The sequence below is a fragment of the Devosia sp. 1635 genome, assembly GCF_013185955.1.
Classification (GTDB): Bacteria; Pseudomonadota; Alphaproteobacteria; order Rhizobiales; family Devosiaceae; genus Devosia.
This window is the reverse complement of record NZ_JABAOM010000003.1, coordinates 296762-313703: the sequence shown is the minus strand read 5'-3', so window position 1 is coordinate 313703 and position 16942 is coordinate 296762. Positions and strand designations below refer to the sequence as shown.

16 protein-coding genes are annotated in these 16942 nt (G+C 62.7%); 9 read left to right on the top strand and 7 right to left on the bottom strand.

What is annotated here, in order from left to right:
• Positions 1-8: 8 nt before the first annotated feature.
• Positions 9-902, bottom strand: a complete 894-nt coding sequence (locus tag HRU92_RS13775) for a helix-turn-helix transcriptional regulator (RefSeq protein WP_172121616.1) — start codon at positions 900-902, stop codon at positions 9-11.
• A gap of 86 nt (positions 903-988) precedes the next feature.
• On the opposite strand from HRU92_RS13775, the gene HRU92_RS13770 reads away from it, so the two are divergent.
• The gene (locus tag HRU92_RS13770; protein ID WP_173088346.1) at positions 989-1309 is read left to right on the top strand and encodes a hypothetical protein; all 321 of its coding nucleotides are present in this window, start codon (positions 989-991) and stop codon (positions 1307-1309) included.
• Positions 1310-1425: 116 nt separating this feature from the next.
• On the opposite strand, the gene HRU92_RS13765 is transcribed toward HRU92_RS13770, so the two are convergent.
• The 5 genes from HRU92_RS13765 to HRU92_RS13745 all read right to left on the bottom strand — a co-directional run bounded on the left by HRU92_RS13765 (position 1426) and on the right by HRU92_RS13745 (position 7477).
• Positions 1426-2592 carry a mandelate racemase/muconate lactonizing enzyme family protein gene (locus tag HRU92_RS13765; RefSeq protein WP_127754872.1) on the bottom strand — a complete coding sequence of 389 codons (1167 nt, stop codon included), beginning with the start codon at positions 2590-2592 and terminating at the stop codon, positions 1426-1428.
• Between the two features lie 80 nt (positions 2593-2672).
• Entirely contained in the window at positions 2673-3872 is a 1200-nt protein-coding gene (locus HRU92_RS13760) for a mandelate racemase/muconate lactonizing enzyme family protein (protein WP_172121614.1), read from the bottom strand.
• Between the two features lie 279 nt (positions 3873-4151).
• Positions 4152-5510 (bottom strand): mandelate racemase/muconate lactonizing enzyme family protein, encoded by a 1359-nt coding sequence (locus HRU92_RS13755; protein ID WP_172121613.1) that lies wholly within the window; start codon positions 5508-5510, stop codon positions 4152-4154.
• Positions 5511-5563: 53 nt separating this feature from the next.
• Positions 5564-6733 carry a mandelate racemase/muconate lactonizing enzyme family protein gene (locus HRU92_RS13750; RefSeq protein WP_172121612.1) on the bottom strand — a complete coding sequence of 390 codons (1170 nt, stop codon included), beginning with the start codon at positions 6731-6733 and terminating at the stop codon, positions 5564-5566.
• A gap of 42 nt (positions 6734-6775) precedes the next feature.
• Positions 6776-7477: a GntR family transcriptional regulator gene (locus tag HRU92_RS13745; protein WP_172121611.1), complete on the bottom strand. Its 702-nt coding sequence runs from the start codon at positions 7475-7477 to the stop codon at positions 6776-6778.
• Between the two features lie 235 nt (positions 7478-7712).
• Here HRU92_RS13745 and HRU92_RS13740 point away from each other — a divergent pair, with 235 nt between their 5' ends.
• The 6 genes from HRU92_RS13740 (at position 7713) to HRU92_RS13715 (ending at position 14199) form a co-directional block, all read left to right on the top strand.
• Entirely contained in the window at positions 7713-9197 is a 1485-nt protein-coding gene (locus HRU92_RS13740; RefSeq protein WP_127754867.1) for a sugar ABC transporter substrate-binding protein, read from the top strand.
• 80 nt (positions 9198-9277) lie between these two features.
• Entirely contained in the window at positions 9278-10237 is a 960-nt protein-coding gene (locus HRU92_RS13735; protein ID WP_172121610.1) for a sugar ABC transporter permease, read from the top strand.
• 110 nt (positions 10238-10347) lie between these two features.
• Positions 10348-11142 (top strand): carbohydrate ABC transporter permease, encoded by a 795-nt coding sequence (locus tag HRU92_RS13730; protein ID WP_210258578.1) that lies wholly within the window; start codon positions 10348-10350, stop codon positions 11140-11142.
• 11 nt (positions 11143-11153) lie between these two features.
• On the top strand, positions 11154-12251 hold the full coding sequence (locus HRU92_RS13725) for an ABC transporter ATP-binding protein (RefSeq protein WP_172121609.1): 1098 nt from the start codon (positions 11154-11156) through the stop codon (positions 12249-12251).
• Positions 12252-12269: 18 nt separating this feature from the next.
• Positions 12270-13430: a mandelate racemase/muconate lactonizing enzyme family protein gene (locus HRU92_RS13720; RefSeq protein ID WP_127754864.1), complete on the top strand. Its 1161-nt coding sequence runs from the start codon at positions 12270-12272 to the stop codon at positions 13428-13430.
• Between the two features lie 28 nt (positions 13431-13458).
• Positions 13459-14199 (top strand): ribonuclease activity regulator RraA, encoded by a 741-nt coding sequence (locus HRU92_RS13715; protein ID WP_172121608.1) that lies wholly within the window; start codon positions 13459-13461, stop codon positions 14197-14199.
• 60 nt (positions 14200-14259) lie between these two features.
• Here the strand turns inward: HRU92_RS13715 and HRU92_RS13710 are convergent, their stop codons facing one another.
• Positions 14260-15138 carry an aldo/keto reductase family oxidoreductase gene (locus HRU92_RS13710; protein ID WP_172121607.1) on the bottom strand — a complete coding sequence of 293 codons (879 nt, stop codon included), beginning with the start codon at positions 15136-15138 and terminating at the stop codon, positions 14260-14262.
• A gap of 91 nt (positions 15139-15229) precedes the next feature.
• Here HRU92_RS13710 and HRU92_RS13705 point away from each other — a divergent pair, with 91 nt between their 5' ends.
• Both HRU92_RS13705 and HRU92_RS13700 read left to right on the top strand, forming a co-directional pair.
• On the top strand, positions 15230-16132 hold the full coding sequence (locus HRU92_RS13705) for a LysR family transcriptional regulator (RefSeq protein WP_172121606.1): 903 nt from the start codon (positions 15230-15232) through the stop codon (positions 16130-16132).
• Between the two features lie 73 nt (positions 16133-16205).
• Complete coding sequence (locus HRU92_RS13700) at positions 16206-16907, top strand: glutathione S-transferase (RefSeq protein WP_172121605.1); 702 nt, start codon at positions 16206-16208, stop codon at positions 16905-16907.
• The last annotated feature ends 35 nt before the right edge of the window (positions 16908-16942 follow it).

The window sequence follows — 16942 nt, the reverse complement described above, 5'->3', positions numbered from 1 at the left end:
CCGCGCGCTCAGGGGAAGGTCGCGGCCGTGCGCTCGATGATGCGGCGCAGGATGGCGGCACCATCGGGGCCTTTCTTCGCCACGGCCCATTGCGCTTCGAGCGTGTCACGGAAGTGGTGCACCGCTTCGGGCGCGGTGGTGACAATGGCGATGCCCGAGGAAATATTGGGTTGATCGCCAAGGCGGTAGGGCGAGAGAGTGACCGCGGAATCGGCGTCGCGCTCATAGATCTGGAAGGTCTGGCTGGGCGGCTGGCCATCGATGATGCCGATCTGCGTGCCGATGGGCTGGCGCTCGAGCGTCGTGCATAGCCGCTCGATTTCGAGGCGGGCGGCGGCGCGGCGCTCGGCCTGCACTTCGCGCGGCAGATCGAGGCGCCCGACCAGACCCAAGAGCAAAAACCGCTCAATATCCTGACTGCCGACAATGGAGACGATGGGCACATTGCGCCGGGTGGCACTGCGGCGGCGCTCATTGAGGAGATCGAGAATATTGTCGATGGCGTGTAGAGCGGCAGGGCGGTCCCGCTCGTTTTCAGAAATGGCCTCCACCAGCATCAGGCGGAGATAATCCATGTAGTCGGGCGACAGCAAGAGAGATGAGACCGGCGAGAAATTGCCGAGGAGATAGTGCGACTTTTCTTCGAGCTGGCGCATGCGCTCGAAAAAGGAGAGGGCATTACTGTAGTATTCGACGCCGACGCCCAAGAGCGAAGGCAGGGATACATCAAGGAAGCGGGCGATGGATTCCAGGATCTGGACCTTGACGATCTCGCCCTTCTCGAGCCGGTAAACGGCGGCGCGAGAGATGCCAAGATGGGCGGCAATATCATCGGCGTTCAGATTCTTGCCGATCCGATGAGCGCGCAGTCGTTTGCCGATTTCCTCGAATTGGGCGGACATGCTTTCCCTTTGCGCTAAGTCTCACTTTTGATATACACGCCCGTTTCCGCCGTCCAGCAAGCGTCTGTTATGACAGGAGACCTAGAGTGCACGACCTTTATACCTGGCTTGAAGAACAAAGCGGGGGCATCCGGACCTATACCGAGTTCCACCAGAAAGTGCGCGAGCTGGCCCGTCGGGATAGCGACAATGCCGCCATTCTCGCCCTGCTCGGCCGGGTGGCTGCACGCTTTGTCGCAAGGTTCGAAGGCGAGCCGTTTTCGGTGGATGATGCGAGCGCGGCGCTGGTTGAATTTAAGGCGTTGCTGAACCAGGCGATGACGGCGATGGATAGCTCCACCGCCGAAAAGTTCGCCTTTGCCAACAAGGTCGCGACCTTCGACCTGCTGGAGGCCCAGGCGGCGTAAGGCCGGCTAGGGGATAATGACGCGGCCGGCGCTTGGGGCGCCGGCGCAGGGTTTTGCCGTTCATGATCGCGGGGGTAACGACCGGTGCCTTGCAGCGCCGGCGCTGTGGCGCCGGATTACTGCATCGGCTCAAACCAGGTCGTGCCGGGATATTGGTGGGCGCGGGCGACTTCCTCGTTGAGCTCGAGCCCGATGCCCGGCCGATCGCTGAGCGCAATCCTGCCGTTCTTGATGATCTCGCCGCCATCGGTGATGGTGGACCAGTAATCGCGGTGGAACCAATGGAACTCGAGAACGAGGAAATTGGGCACCGTGGCGCAGACCTGAGCCGAGGCCATGGTGCCGATGGGCGAGGACACGTTGTGGGGCGCAAACGGGATTGAGTAGAGATCGGCCAGCTCGGCGATCTTGCGGCATTCCGACAGGCCCCCGCATTTGGGGATATCGGGCATGATGATATCCACCGCCTGCTGCTCGAGCAGCTTCCTGAACCCGTGGCGCAGGTAAAGGTTTTCGCCGGCGCAAATCGGGGTCGTGGTGCTGCGGGTAATCTCGGCCATCACATCGATGTTCTCGGGCGGAATGGGCTCTTCGAGCCACATCAGCTGCAGATGCTCGAGATCGCGGGCGAGGCGGATGGCGCTGTGCTTGTCGAGGCGGGTATGCAGGTCACAGGCGACTTCCACCTCCTTGCCGGCGGCCTTGACCACCATTTCGGCCAGTTGCACCATGCGGTCATGCTCCCATTTGTTGGGAGTCATGTTGAAGCCGTCCTTTTCGTACCAATCGGTTTCGGTGCCGGTATGGCCATAGGCGCGGATATCGAGATCGACCTTGAGGGCGGTAAAGCCGGCCGCGAGCACCTGATCGACCTCGGCCTGCACCTGGTCCATGTTCATGCCGGGCGAGACTTCGCAATCGCAGTAAACCCGGATGTGGTCGCGGAACTTGCCGCCCATGAGCTCATAGATCGGCACGCCCAGGGCCTTGCCCTTGAGGTCCCAAAGGGCGATCTCGACGCCGGTGAGCGCCGTGATCAGGGCGCCGGCAAAGCCGCCTTCAAAAACGAGGCTTCGGCGGATTTCCTCAAAGATGGCGTCGATTGCGAAGGGGTCGCGACCGACGAGCTTGCCCGCCAGTTCGCGCTGGATGATGGCAATGGCCTGGTGGCCGCCATGGACGCATTCGCCGAGGCCGGTGATGCCGGCATCGGTTTCGATGCGCACCCATAGATGCATGCAATGGCCTGATGTGGCCGCTGTGGTGACCGAAGTGATCTTCACGTGGTTCTCCTCCGCGCGAGTGGCTGCCCCTTGCGGTGCAGCCCGATTGTTGTGTGAAAGCTGCTCCCTCGCCCCTCTCCTCAGGGGGCGAAAAAGTCCAAATCATCTTCCAGCAGATAGGGCCGGGCGCCTTCGGGATCGATGTCGAGCCCCAGGCCTGGCGCTTCGAGCAGATCGACCATGGAATTGGTGACGATCTGGTCGGGCAGGCCGATGACGATGTCTTCCCACCACGGATCGGAGGCGCTGGGATATTCAAAGGCGATGTAGTTGGCGGGGAGCGTGGCGCAGACATTGATGAGAGCACCAAGGCCCAAAAGGCCATTAGCGGTGCCATGTGGGGCCATCATGATGGAATGCATATAGGCGTGCTCGGCCACCCATTTGAGTTCGGCAATGCCCCCGATATCGGCGGGATCGGGGCCGATGACGCGCACGGCCTGGGTTTCGATCAGCTCCTTGAAATTGTGCCGGAGATAGATTTGCTCGCCGGTATGGATGGGGGTGGAGGTCGAGGTGGTGAGCTCGCGATAGGCCTGGGGATTGACCCAGGGCACGTAGTCGCCGGTCAGCATGTCCTCGAGCCACATCAGATTGTATTTCTCGACCGCCTGGGCAAAGCGGATGGCATCGGGCAGGAACCAGCCGGGGCCGCAATCGAGCGCGAGGGAGACCTTGTCGCCCAGCACTTCCTTCATGGCGATGACGCAATCGAGCATGTGGTTGAAGGCGTGCTCGCTGATCTGACCCTGGTCCATGGCGCCGTGAAAGAGGCGCGGCTGGGTAACGCCGTAATGGAAATCGGGAACATTGGTCTTCATGTTGGAATGAAAACTGATGCCCTGCTTGACCATGAAGAAGTTCTGCGGCTGCTCCATCATCCATTTGACGTCGGCGGCGTAATCCTCGGGGCGGTCGCCGGTGCGTTTCTGGCGGATGGAGCCGTTATAAACACGCACCTGGTCGCGCACCTTGCCGCCGAGGAGTTTGTAGACGGGCACATTGGCGGCCTTGCCCGCAATGTCCCAGAGGGCATGCTCGATGGCCGAAACGGCGGCGCCATAGGGTTTGAACGAGCCGCGCTGACGGATTTTGAGCATGCAGCGCTCGACATCGGTGGGGTCTTCCCCGATCAGCGCATCGCGGAAATGGAGCACCCAGGGTTTGAGATACGCCTTGGTGTATTCCACTTCGCCCAGGCCATAGAGGCCTTCATCGGTGACGACGCGCACAATGGGGTGCCGGCCAATAACGGCGCAGCGCAGATCGGTGATTTTCATGGTTCCTCCTGAACCTTGTTGGCGGTGTCGCTGACCTTTCAGTCGACACCCTCCCCCGGGCGGGGAGGGATCAAGGGTGGGGGGCGTTCGCCCCGATATAATGGCTCCCGCACCCCCTCCCAGCCTCCCCCGTCGGGGGGGAGGTGCCGTTCAGTGGGTGGGCGATGGTCTTGCCCAGAATAGACGCTCGCCATTTTCGCTGCGCGAAAAGGCGGGAAAGGCTGGGGCCATCTTCGCTGCGCGAAGAGGCCGGGCGATTTTCCCCTGCGGGGAAAACGCCTAGCTCCAGGTCCGGTCCCAGGAATAGTCGTCGTCCCACTGGTCGGTGGGCAGCCAGATGCCCTTGACGCCGTCCTGCAGGTGCTCGGCGATCACCTCGTCGACGATGTCGTCGATCCCCAGGCCCGGCTTGTCGGGCACGGTGATGAAGCCGTTCTGCACCAGGGGCTTGGGCAGGCCGGTGACGATGTCGTCCCACCAGTCGACCTCGACCGAATGGTATTCGAGCGCCATGAAGTTTTCGGTGGCGATGGCGACATGGGCGGCGGCCATGCAGGCGATGGGGCTTTCGGCCATGTGGATGGCCATGGCGATGCCCTGCTCCTGGGCGGCGTCGCCGATCTTCTTGGTTTCGAGAATTCCGCCCGAAGTGAGCAGATCGGGGTGGATCACCGAAATGCCCGAACCCAGCAGCGGCTCGAAACCCTCGCGCAGATAGATGTCCTCGCCGGTGCAGATCGGCACGGTCGTGGCCTGCTGCAGCTCGCGATACTGCTCGGTATATTGCCAGGGGATCACGTCCTCGAGCCAGGCCGGGGCGTATTTCTCGATGCGGCGAGCGAGCCGGATGCCGCTTTGCAGCGAGATATGGCCGACATGGTCGATGGCGAGCGGGATCTCGTAGCCGATCACCTCGCGCACTTCGTGGATATATTGCTCGAGCTGGTCGAGCCCGCGCTCGGTGAAGTTGAGCCCGGTAAAGGGATGGCGCACATTGTGGGTGTCGTAGACCGCATTGCGGGCGCGCCGATCCTCGAGCGTCTTGCCGTGGCCGCGGGGCGGATGGATGCGATAGCCCTCAAGGGAGCCCGCGGGCGCCACGACGGAGCCGGGGGTGTCGACGACCTGCATCAGCCCCAGGTCCATCTTGAGGAAGGTGAAACCCAGCGCCATGCGTTCCTTCAACCGCTTGCCGGTTTCGGTGCCGCTGGCGACGCTGGCATCGGTGTCGCAATACATGCGCACCTTTTCGCGGAACTTGCCGCCCAGCATCTGGTAGATGGGCACGCCATAGGCCTTGCCGGCAATGTCCCAGAGGGCGATCTCGATGGCCGAAACGCCGCCGCCCTGCCGGCCGTGGCCGCCGAACTGTTTGATGCGGCGGAACAGGCGATCGACGTCAAGCGGGTTTTCGCCGAGCAGCCGGCTCTTGAGCATCAGCGCATAGGTGGCGCTGGCGCCGTCGCGCACTTCGCCAAAGCCGACAATGCCCTGATTGGTGTAGATCTTGAGGAGCGCGCTGATGAACGGCGCCCCCACGATTTCGGCGACGCGGATATCGGTGATGCGCAGATCGCTCGGACTTGAGCTGGTGCGCACATTGCCTTGGATCAACTCATTGGTGTTGATCTCGTTCATGGGTCAATTCCTCCCTTTTCCATTGGGGCGCCTCCACGCGCCCGTTCCCGCCTTCAGGCGAGGTCCACCAGGTTTTCCTCCAGATAAGCCCGGTTCATTTCGATGCCGAGCCCGGGGGCCCGGTTGAGCTTGAGCGAGCCGTTCGAGTTGTCGAGCGGCTTGTCGATCAGGTGGTCGTATTTGCTCAAATTCCATTCCGAGGTTTCGAGCCGGTAGAAATTGGGCACGGTCATCATCACCTGCGCGCCCGCCACCACGTTGATGGGCCCGGCCGCATCATGGGGCGAAACGGGGATGTAATAGGCTTCGCAGAGCGCCGAGATCTTCTTGAGCTCGGTGATGCCGCCGGTCCAGGTGACGTCGGGCATGATGTAGTCGGCGAGCTGGTTTTCGAGGATGGGCACGAAATCCCATTTGGTGTGGCCGCGCTCGCCCCAGGAAATGGGGCAATTAACCTTCTCGCGCACCTGCTGGAGGGCGTTGAAGCTTTCGGGCGGCACGGGCTCTTCGAACCAGTCGATATCGCCGGCTTCCTCGAGTGTGCGGCAAAGGCGAATGGCGGTGGGCACGTCAAAGCGGCCATGCGCATCGATGAGGATTTCGATGTCGGGCCCGGCGGTCTGGCGGATGAGTTCGGTCAGTTCGGCCGCTTCCCGCTCATCCTTGCGCGTCATCGTGCCATCGAGATAGCCCTCGAACTGTTCGCGCGCGATGCCGTTGGCCAGCACCGGTCCCTGCTGGGGGAAGGGGTCGAATTTGAGCGCGGTGTGTCCGGAAGCAACGATGTCGCGGATTTCCTGGGCGACGGCTTCCGGGCTGGTGAATTTGCGCTGGTCGGGGTGGGTGTAAAGGAGAATGTCCTCGCGCACCGGACCGCCGAGGAGTTCGTAGATCGGCTGGCCCAAGACCTTGCCGCGGATGTCCCACAGGGCGATGTCGATGGCGCTGGTGCATTCCACCGCGGCGCCGCGGCTGCCCATATAGGTGAAATTGCGGAAGATCTTGTGCCAGATGCGTTCGATGTGGGCGGGGTTGTCGCCTTCGATGATCTTGCTGATCTGGGTCAGCATGACGCAAAGCGCCCGGTTGGCAACATAGGTGGTGGTGGTTATCTCCCCCCAACCCGACACGCCCTCGTCGGTGGTCACCTCCACAAAGAGGAACTCGCCCCAATAGGATGCGGCTGACTTGATCAGCCAAGGTTTGACGCCAGTTATCTTCATTGCCTTCCTCCCCAAGGCGCCGATTGCTGTGCAGATGCGGCGCTAACTCGCCCGTGCCGTTTCGGCGGCACGCATATGTTCCAGAATATGGCGGCCCGAGCCCTCGACATGCTGGGCCACGAGTGCGGCCGACCCATCGGCATCGCCTGCCTTGATCAGTGCGATCAGCTCGCGATGCTCGCGCAGCACCTGGGCCCGCCGGGTCAGGGTGAAATTGAAGCGGCGGCTGACGGCGCGCAGCACTTCGCGGTGCTTCCACCAGAGCTCGGCGGCATGGCGGTTGTAGTGGCGCTCATACATGATGGTGTGAAAGCGGGTATCGAGTTCGCTGTGGCGCAGCGGATCGGCAAAATTGTTAGCCTCGATCTCGTCCTGCACCGCTTCGAGTTGCGCGATATCCTGGCTCGTCGCCATGCCCACGAACCAGCGGGTGAGTGCGGGCTCGATCAAGACGCCGATCTCGTAGATGTCGCGCACGAAATCCTGGTCGATCGGGCGCACCCGGGCGCCGCGATTGGGGGAAATGATGACAAAGCCCTCGCCACGCAGCATCTGCAGGGCTTCGCGGATGGGGTTGGCGGAGGTGTTATGGCGCTGCGCCAGTTCGGCCACCACCAGGCGTTCGTTGGCCACAAGGCGTCCCGAAATGATGTCGTCCCGGATCTGCTGGTAAACCGAATCACCGGCTGGAGTCGCGCCGCTGGGCTCCATGCCTGCGGGCGGCTGCGCCTTGTAGTCGTTCATTGATAGTCCCGTCACTTCCATGGGTTGGCGTCGTTGCGGCAGGGCCAAGCCTAGCCAAGACGGGCCGGGATCGTACAACAAATCTTGCGGATAATGTGCAATTTTAGCCCGTTGACACATAATTTATTGTCTGCAAACCTGCCTGAGGTGGCGCGAGACAGAAGAGGCACAAGCCCGCTGTCCGATCGCCAAGGGAGCCCGCTGCGCCGAGCCCAGCGGATGACAGGAGGACGAGATGAGGAAGCCCAGTTTGGGCCGTGCCCTTGTGCATGGCGCAGCAATAACTGCGCTCGCTGTGTCGACGATGATGAGCACTTCCGTGCTCGCGCAAAGTGTCGATATCAGCCAGTGGTCGCCGGAATATGTGCGCTCGATCGCGGGCACCGAGGAGTTCGACACGGCCGAGCAGTGCGGGGCCGTCACCCCGCTCGATTACCAAGGTAAGCTGACCTTCTGGTACCAGGGCGTGTTCGAGGGTGATCCCGATCTGCTGCGCCAGTACTACAAGGACTTCTTTGTCGCCTTCCGGGAAACCTATCCCAATATCGAGCTCCAGGAACAGGCGCTGACCTATAACGACCTGCTCGACAAGTTCCGCACCGCGCTTCTGGGTAATGCCGGCCCGATGATGGTGCGCCTGCAGATCCTGGGCGGGGTGGAATTTGCCTCCAAGGGGTATCTGCAGGAGCTCAGCCCCGAGGATGTGGGCTGGAAGAGCGAAGATTTCTGGCCGGGCGCCATGAAGTCGGTGATGTGGGAAGGCAAGACTTACGGCATTCCCACCAATAACGAGACGATGGGCTTTATCTGGAACGCCGACATTTTCGAGCGCGCGGGCCTTGATCCGGAAAAGCCACCGGCAACCTGGGACGAGGTGGTCGCCTATTCCAAGCAGATCCACGATACGCTGGGCATTGCCGGCTATGGGCTCGTGGCGCGCAAGAATGCCGGCAATACCCCTTATCGCTTCATGCCCCAGCTTTGGGCTTATGGCGGGGGCGTGTTCGACGAAGCCGATCCGAACCCGACCTACGAAGAAGTTCGCCTCGACAGCCCGGAAAGCAAGGCGGCGCTGCAGGCTTCCTATGACATGTATGTGCGCGACAAATCGGTGCCGGTTTCGGCGCTGACCAACCAGCAGGCGGACAACCAGCCGTTGTTCCTGGCCGGCCAGGTGGCGATGATGGTGTCGCACCCCTCCGACTACGACGTGATGCTGGACCTGCAGGCCAAGGCCACGGGCGCCGACAAGGAAAAGGCGCAGACCGTCATCGACAATATGCGCTATGGCCTAATTCCCACCGGCCCCGACGGGCGGCGCGCCGTGGTGTTCGGCGGCTCCAATATCCACATTCTCAAGCCCGAATATGTGGATGGCGGCGTCGTGGACGAGGCAGCCGCCAAGGCGATGACCTGCTTTTGGACCAGCCCCGAATGGTCGCTCAAAATGGCTTATGCCGGCTCCAATCCGGGCAATCTCAATGGCTTCAAGACCAGCTGGATGAAGGAGCGGCTTGAAAACATCGAGTTCCTCGATGTGACCACCGCCATGCTGCCCTATGGCGTGCCGTTCCCGGCGCTGCCAGTGACGCCCGAAATCATGAACATCATCATTCCCGACATGCTGCAAAACGCACTGACCGGGGCGATGACGGTCGATGAAGCGGCGGATGACGCGGCGCAAAAGGTGCGCGACCTGACGGGCGGCGGCGGACTCTAGGCCCAGCCGGCACAGAAGACGCGACCGGCGGCAGCCCTGCGCCGCTGCCGGTTAGTTTTTCTCTCACCACGAGAGCCACAATGACCACGCAGATCGGGTTTGCTAGCGCCCCTGCCCAGGCGCGCATTGTTCGCCCCAGTGTGTTGCAGCAGATATGGTCCAGCCGGGCCGACTATCTTTATGTGCTGCCCGCGATCATCGTCATGCTGATCGTCATCGCCTATCCCATCTACTACACGATCGACCTGTCGTTCTTTGAAACGCCCCCCGGCCTGCAGCTGCGCGACAAGAACTTTGTCGGGCTCGAGAACTACGCCACGATCCTCTCAAGCAATGTGTTCTGGCGCGTCACGCTCAACACGGTGATCTGGACCTTTGCCTCGACGCTCATTGCCTTTGTGCTGGGCTATGCCGCGGCGCTGGCGCTGCACCGTGATTTTGCCGGCCGCGCCGTGCTGCGCGCGATCCTCATCATTCCGTGGGTGATCAGCGCGGTGGCCGCATCCTATATCTGGAAGTGGATGTACCATTCCGATTTCGGCATCCTGGGCGCCGTGATGGTGCAGATGGGGCTGGTGGACCGGCAGCCCAATTTCATCGACAATGTCCACACCGTCTTGCCCTCGCTGATCGTGGTCAATATCTGGCGCGAGTTCCCCTTTGCCATGATCATGATCATGGCTGGGCTGCAGACCGTGCCCGAGCAGTTGCTGCGCGCCGCCAAGGTCGATGGCGCCTCGACCTGGCAGCGGTTCTGGCACGTGACCTTTCCCTATCTGAGCGGGGTATCGACGGTCACCATCCTGCTGCTGGCAGTGGCGAACTTCAATTCCTTCATTATCCCCTGGATCATGACCGGCGGCGGGCCATCCAACGCCTCCCATATCTGGATCACCCACATCTATGAGCTGGCCTTCGGGCGGCAGCGCTGGGGCGTGGCTTCGGCTTATTCGGTGCTGCTGTTCATCATCCTGATGGCGCTGGGCTACTTCTATGTCCGCGCGCTCAGCGGCAACGAGAAAAAGGAGCACGGCGCGTGACCAGCATCACCCCAACCGCTGCCTCATCCGGCCGCACCGCAATTACCGCCCGGCGTGGGCGCAAGAGGATCGATGGCTGGCGCTGGGCGGGGCGCATCTTTCTCGGCTTCATGCTGGTTTACACCGCACTGCCCATGATCTGGATGCTGCTGACCTCGATCAAATCGGGCTTTGCCGCCATGCAGTTCCCGCCGCAATGGTGGCCGAGCGAGCCGACGCTGGCGAGCTACCAAAAGCTGCTCGATCCGCAAAACAGCGTGGGCCAGGATTTCCTGCGCTTTTTCTGGAATAGCCTCTTTGTTTCGGTCTGCACCACGATCATGGCGGTGGTGGTGGCGGTGCCCGCGGCTTATGCCTTCTCGCGCTTCAGCTTTCCCGGGCGAAAATTCCTGTTTTTCGCGGTGCTGCTGCGCAACATGTTCCCGGCGGTGATTTTCCTCGTGCCCCTCTTCATCCTGATGCGGGTGCTGGGGCTGGTGAACACCCATGGCTCGCTGATCCTGACTTACCTGACCTTCGGGCTGCCGCTGGCGATCTGGCTGCTCAAGGGATTTTACGACAACATCCCCGTCCAACTCGAGCAGGCGGCGCGGATCGATGGGGCCACGCGCTTCCAGGCGTTCCTCCTCATCGTCATGCCTCTTTCGGCGCCGGGGATTATCGCCACCGCGATCTATTCCTTTATCGGGGCGTGGAACGAATACATCTATGCCGCGACCTTCCTTACCCGGAACGACCAGCTGACCCTGCCCGTCGGCATCCAGCGGTTCTTTTCGGAAAACACCACCGATTTCCCGGGCCTGATGGCGGCAAGCTTCATGATGAGCGTGCCGGTGGTGGTGCTGTTCCTCGTGCTCCAGAAATATTTCGTGCGTGCGCTCACCGAAGGCGCGGTCAAACACTAGAAAGTTGCCCCATGGCTCAGGTGGTTCTCAAGGATCTCGTCAAGACCTATGGCTCGATTTATGCGGCCAAGGACGTGTCCCTGACAGTTAATGATGGCGAGTTCGTTGCCCTGGTCGGCCCGTCCGGTTGCGGCAAGACGACGACGCTCAATCTCGTGGCGGGGCTGATTCCGATCACCTCGGGGGACATCGTCATCGGGGACCGGGTGGTCAACGATCTCGACCCCAAGGACCGGGACATCGCCATGGTGTTCCAGAACTATGCGCTGTATCCGCAAAAAAGCGTGTTCCAGAACCTCGCCTTCCCCCTGCAGATGAGAAAGCTCCCCAAGGCCGAGATCGAGGCCAAGGTCAATGCGGCGGCCAAGGTGCTCGACATCACCCATCTGCTCGAGCGCAAGCCGCGCGAACTCTCGGGCGGGCAGCAGCAGCGCGTGGCGCTGGGGCGGGCGCTGGTGCGCGACCCGGCGGTGTTCCTGATGGACGAGCCGCTCTCCAATCTCGATGCCAAGCTGCGCGTGCAGATGCGCTCGGAAATCAAGCGCTTCCACCAGGATCTGGGGGCGACCATCATTTATGTGACCCATGACCAGCTCGAAGCCGTGACCATGGCCGACAAGATGGCGGTGATGAACGGGGGGCTGCTGCAGCAATATGATACGCCGGCGCAGGTCTTTGCCCACCCGGTCAACATGTTCGTCGCGAGCTTTATCGGCAGCCCGGCCATGAGTCTGGTGCCGCTCGAAGCGAGCAGTGCCAATGGGCAAACGGTGCTGACCAGCGCCGAGGGCTGGCACATGCCGCTTTCGGAGGCCAATGCGCGCAAGGTCGCGGGCGCCAGTTCGCGCAAAGTGGTGCTGGGGGCGCGGCACTCGACCATCCGGCTGCACAAATCGGCGGTGGACGGGGCGGTGCCGGCGCGGGTTTATACGGTGGAGCCCACCGGCGACATCACCTTTGTGCAGGCGTTCGTCGCGAGCTCGATCGTCAATATCAGCCTGCCACCCACGGTGCAGGTCGCGCCCGACGAGCAGGTCTGGCTCGAATTCGACCAGGAGCGCATGCATCTGTTCGATGGGCAAACCGAAATGGCGCTGCGCTCGGCATAATCCGGATTACCCCTGCTCATGCCGTTCCAGCTCAAGATCACTGCCATTACGCCCTTTGCCGTGCGCGTGGGCATCCGCAACCAGTTCCTGCTCAAGATCGAAACCGATGGGGGGATCTTTGGCTGGGGCGAAAGTGGCCTCACCGGGCGCGAAAAGGCGGTGGCCGGGGCCGTCGAGCATTACCGCGAGTTCCTCATCGGGCAGGACGCGATGCAGATCGGCCGGATCTGGCAGGAAATGTATCGCAGCCAGTATTTCGAGGGCGGGCGCGTGTTGCAGGCCGCGATCTCGGCCATCGACATTGCGCTCCATGACATCAAGGGCAAGGCGCTGGGCGTGCCGGTCTACCAGTTGCTGGGGGGCAAGCAGCGCGACGTGATCCCCACTTTCGCCTCCACCGGCGACAGTGCCGGGGAGGGCGCGATCGAGCGGGCCGTTGAGCTGATGGAAATGGGGTTCGACGCGATCCGGTTCTTCCCCATCGGGCAAGACAGCCGCGACATCTTTGAGCCGCGCGAGTCCATTGCCAGCACGGCGCGCCTGCTCAACCGGGCGCGCGAGGCCTTGGGCGACGCCGTGGTGCTGGGGATCGATTATCACCACCGCTTGTCGGTCGCGGAGGCAGCGAGCTTTTGCAACAAGCTCGACAAGGGCGTGCTCGATTTTCTCGAGGAGCCCATTCGCGACGAGACGCCCGAAGCCTACCAATCGCTGCGCGGGATGACCGATATTCCCTTTGCCATTGGCGAGGAGTTTTCCAGCAAGTGGCAGTTCCTGCCCTATATCGAGCGGGGCATTCACCAGTTTAATCGGCTCGATGTGTGCAATGTCGGTGGGCTGACCGAGGCGATGAAGGTCGCTGGCTGGAGCGAGGCCCATTATGTCGACCTGATGCCGCATAACCCGCTGGGGCCGGTCTGCACAGCCGCGACCGTGCACTTCGCGGCGGCCGTGCCCAATTTCGCCTGGCTCGAGACGCGGGAGCCCGAACGCGGGCTGGGCTTTAACAACGCCGACTTCTTTCCGGTGCAGCCGCAGCTGGAGGGCGCGGTTTACCGGGTCAGCGATGCGCCGGGGCTGGGAGTGGAGGTCAATGAAGACCTCCTGGCGCGGCAGAGTTTTGAGTTCTGGGAAGCGCCGCATCTGCGGCGCCGAGATGGTTCGGTGACCAATTGGTAGGCGGCCGGCCAAAGTGGAGGAAAGACGAATGACGAGTGGCGCCGAGATACAACGGCCGGCAAAGGAATTGACCGAGGGCTTGCGCGGGCTGGGCGCGGCGACCATTGCCGGCACGCTGGGGCATATGGGGTTCCGCAACCCGCATATGACCGGCATCTTGCCCCAGACAAAGGGCAAGGTGATCTGCGGGCCGGCGCTGACGCTGCAATGCCTGCCGCAGCGGCCCGACCTCTTTAGCGAAGGCGAATATGCCGATCCCGAAACGCAGCTGCACCGGCATGTGCTCTATCATGTGCAGGATGGCGATGTGGTGGTGGTGGATGCGCGCGGCGACATGCGCTCGGGCATTTTCGGGGACATGATGTCCACCTATTTCAAGGGCCGCGGGGGCGCGGGCATCATCATCGACGGGGTGATGCGCGATCGGCCCAATGTGGAAAAGCTCGACCTCGCGCTCTGGCTCAAGGGCTGGTCGCCCAACTACCATGTGCAGACCGATATCTACCCCTATGCGGTCAATGTCACCATTGCCTGTGGCGGGGTGACCGTGGTGCCGGGCGATATCATCGTGGCCGATGACGATGGCGCGGTGGTGGTGCCGGTGTCGATGGCCCAGCAGGTGATCGAGGACGGCCAGAAGCATGCCGAATGGGAGGAATTTTCGCGCATGAAGCTGATGGCCGGGGAATCGCTGCAGCGTTATTACCCGCTCCATCCCGATGCCCAGGAAGAATACGAGGCCTGGCGGCGTGAGAACCCGCTGCGCTAGGGCCCTGCCGGCCGGCCCTGCGTTGAAGGAGCGCATGGCCGGCCAAGGCTGCAAAACCGGTTACGACGCTGCAGCGGGAGCGGCGATGCTGTTGAGTTCCTCCATGTCAGCATCAAAGAGCTGCAGCTGCGCGGCGGCGAGATTTTCCCGGAGATGGGCCACCGAGGACGTGCCGGGGATCAGCAGGATATTGGGTGAGCGGCGGAGCAGCCAGGCGAGGGCCACCTGCATCGGGGTGGCGCCGAGGCGCTCCGCCACGTTCGAGAGGGTCGCCGACTGTAGCGGGGAAATGCCGCCTAGCGGAAAGAACGGCACATAAGCGATCCCAGCGGCGGCGAGCTCGTCGATCAGCGCATCATCCTCGCGATGGGCGAGATTGTACTGGTTCTGCACGCAAACAATGGACGCGAGCTGGCGCCCTTCGGCAACCTGGGCCGCGGTGACATTGCTCAGCCCGACATGCCGCACGAGGCCACGGCTTTGCAGCTCGAGCAGAGCGGTGAGCGGGGCTTCGATCGAGCCTTCAGTCGGGCCCATGCCGAACATGATGCGCAAATTGACCACGTCGAGCACATCGAGCCCGAGATTGCGCCGGTTGTCGTCCACCGCCTGGGCGAGGTCGGTGGCCGAGAATGCCGGCAACCAGGAGGCGTCGTCGCCGCGCACCGCGCCGATCTTGGTGGTGATGACGAGGTCGGCAGGGTAGGGCACGAGCGCCTCCCGGATCAGCTGGTTGGTGACATGGGGGCCATAGAAGTCGCTGGTGTCGATGTGGTTGACCCCGGCCGCAATGGCTTCGCGCAGAACGGCCCGGGCGGCGTCGGGATCACGCGGGGGGCCGAATACATGCGGGCCGGCGAGTTGCATGGCGCCATAGCCGAGGCGCTTTACGGGACGGTCGGCAAGGGGATAGGTGCCGGCGGTTTCGATTGTGGACATGATCATTCTCCAGTTGTCGCACCAAGATAGGGCTTGCCGATTGGCGTGATAACGCCCCACAATCCGCACGGGCTGTGCGGAAGGGCGAACAGTGGATTTCGACCTCAATGACCTCAGTGCCTTTGCGGTAGTGGCGCGCGCCGGAGGCTTTCGTGATGCGGCGCGGGAGCTGGGCCGCAGCCCTTCGGGGCTGAGCGACGCGGTGCGGCGCCTCGAAACGCAAATGGGCGTGCGGCTGCTCAATCGCACCACCCGCAGCGTCGGACCCACCGAAGCGGGGCGCGACCTGCTGGCGCGGCTTGCGCCCGCGCTGCAGGAGATTGCGCTGGCGGTAGACGTGGTCAACGTGCATCGCGAGCGCCCGATGGGCACGCTGCGGCTCAATGTGCCGGTCAGCGCCACCCGCACGGTGCTGCCCGCCATCATCCCCCCGTTTCTGGCAGCCTATCCCGAGATCCGGGTCGAGATCGTGGCCGATGAAAGCTTTGTGGACCTTCTGGCAACCGGGTGCGATGCCGGCATCCGCTATGAGGAAAAGCTGGCTCAGGACATGATCGCGGTGCCGATCGGGCCGCGGGTGCAGCGGTTTAGCCTGGGAGCCGCGCCGGCTTATCTCGCGCAACGGGGCACGCCCGGCCATCCGCGCGAGTTGCTCGAACATGCCTGTTTCCAGGGCCGATTTCCGAGTGGGGCGCTGTTTGCCTGGGATTTCGAGCGCGATGGGGAGCGGGTCAGCATCGAGCCCAAGGGTCCGCTGATCGTGCAGGCCGGGGCAGCGATGGAGCTGGCGATCGATACTGCGATTGCGGGCATGGGCATCGTCGCGCTGTTCGAGGATTGGTTGCGGCCCCATTTCGAGCGGGGCGAATTGGTGCCGGTGCTGGAGCCATGGTGGTCGAGCTTTAGCGGGCCGTTTTTATATTATCCCGGCCGTCGGCTGGTGCCAGCGCCGCTGCGCGCTTTTGTGGATTTCATCAAGTCGGGCAAGTTCTAGGGGCGACCGGTCAAACGGGAACGCCGCCGGGCACGGCTTCGTTGGTTCCTTCCCAAGCATGAGGAGAGGGATCGTGGCCGATTATGAGCTCCTATACTGGTCGGTGCCGTTTCGCGGCCAGTTCGTGCGAGCAGTGCTGGCCTTTGCCGGCAAGAGCTGGACAGAAACCGATGATGGCGCGATTGCGGGGCTGATGGGGGGGCCGGTCAGCGCCATGCCGGTGCCGTTCATGGGCCCGCCGGTGTTGATCGACAATGGCAATGGGTTTGCCGTGTCGCAGATGCCCGCAATTGTTCTTTATCTCGGGGAAACGCTCGGGCTAATGCCGCCGACGGCCGAACTGCGCGCCCTGACCATGAAAGTGGTCAACGACGCCAATGACGTGATCGACGAGCTGACCCTGCAAGGGGGCATGGAGATGTGGAACGAAGCGCGCTGGAAGGAGCATGTGCCGCGCTTTGCCAAGTGGATGACGCTGTGGGAGGAACTGGGCAGCCGCCATGGCCTGACCGAGGATGCCGGCTTTCTGCTGGGAGAGGCGGGGCCGGGGATTGCCGATGTGATCACGGCAACGCTCTGGACCACGGTAGCGGACCGGTTCAGCCGGATCGAGGCGCTGTTGGCAGAGACGGCGCCGCGGACGTTGGCGCTGTCGCGGCGGGTGGCGGCGGAGCCCAGTCTGGCCGCGCTGGCGGAAAAGGCGCGGGCCGATTACGGCGATGCTTATGCCGGCGGGCAGATCGGCCAATCCATGGCCAAGATACTCAATGGCTGAGTGGCGGGGAGCGGGGCGGCCGAAGCCGCCCCGAT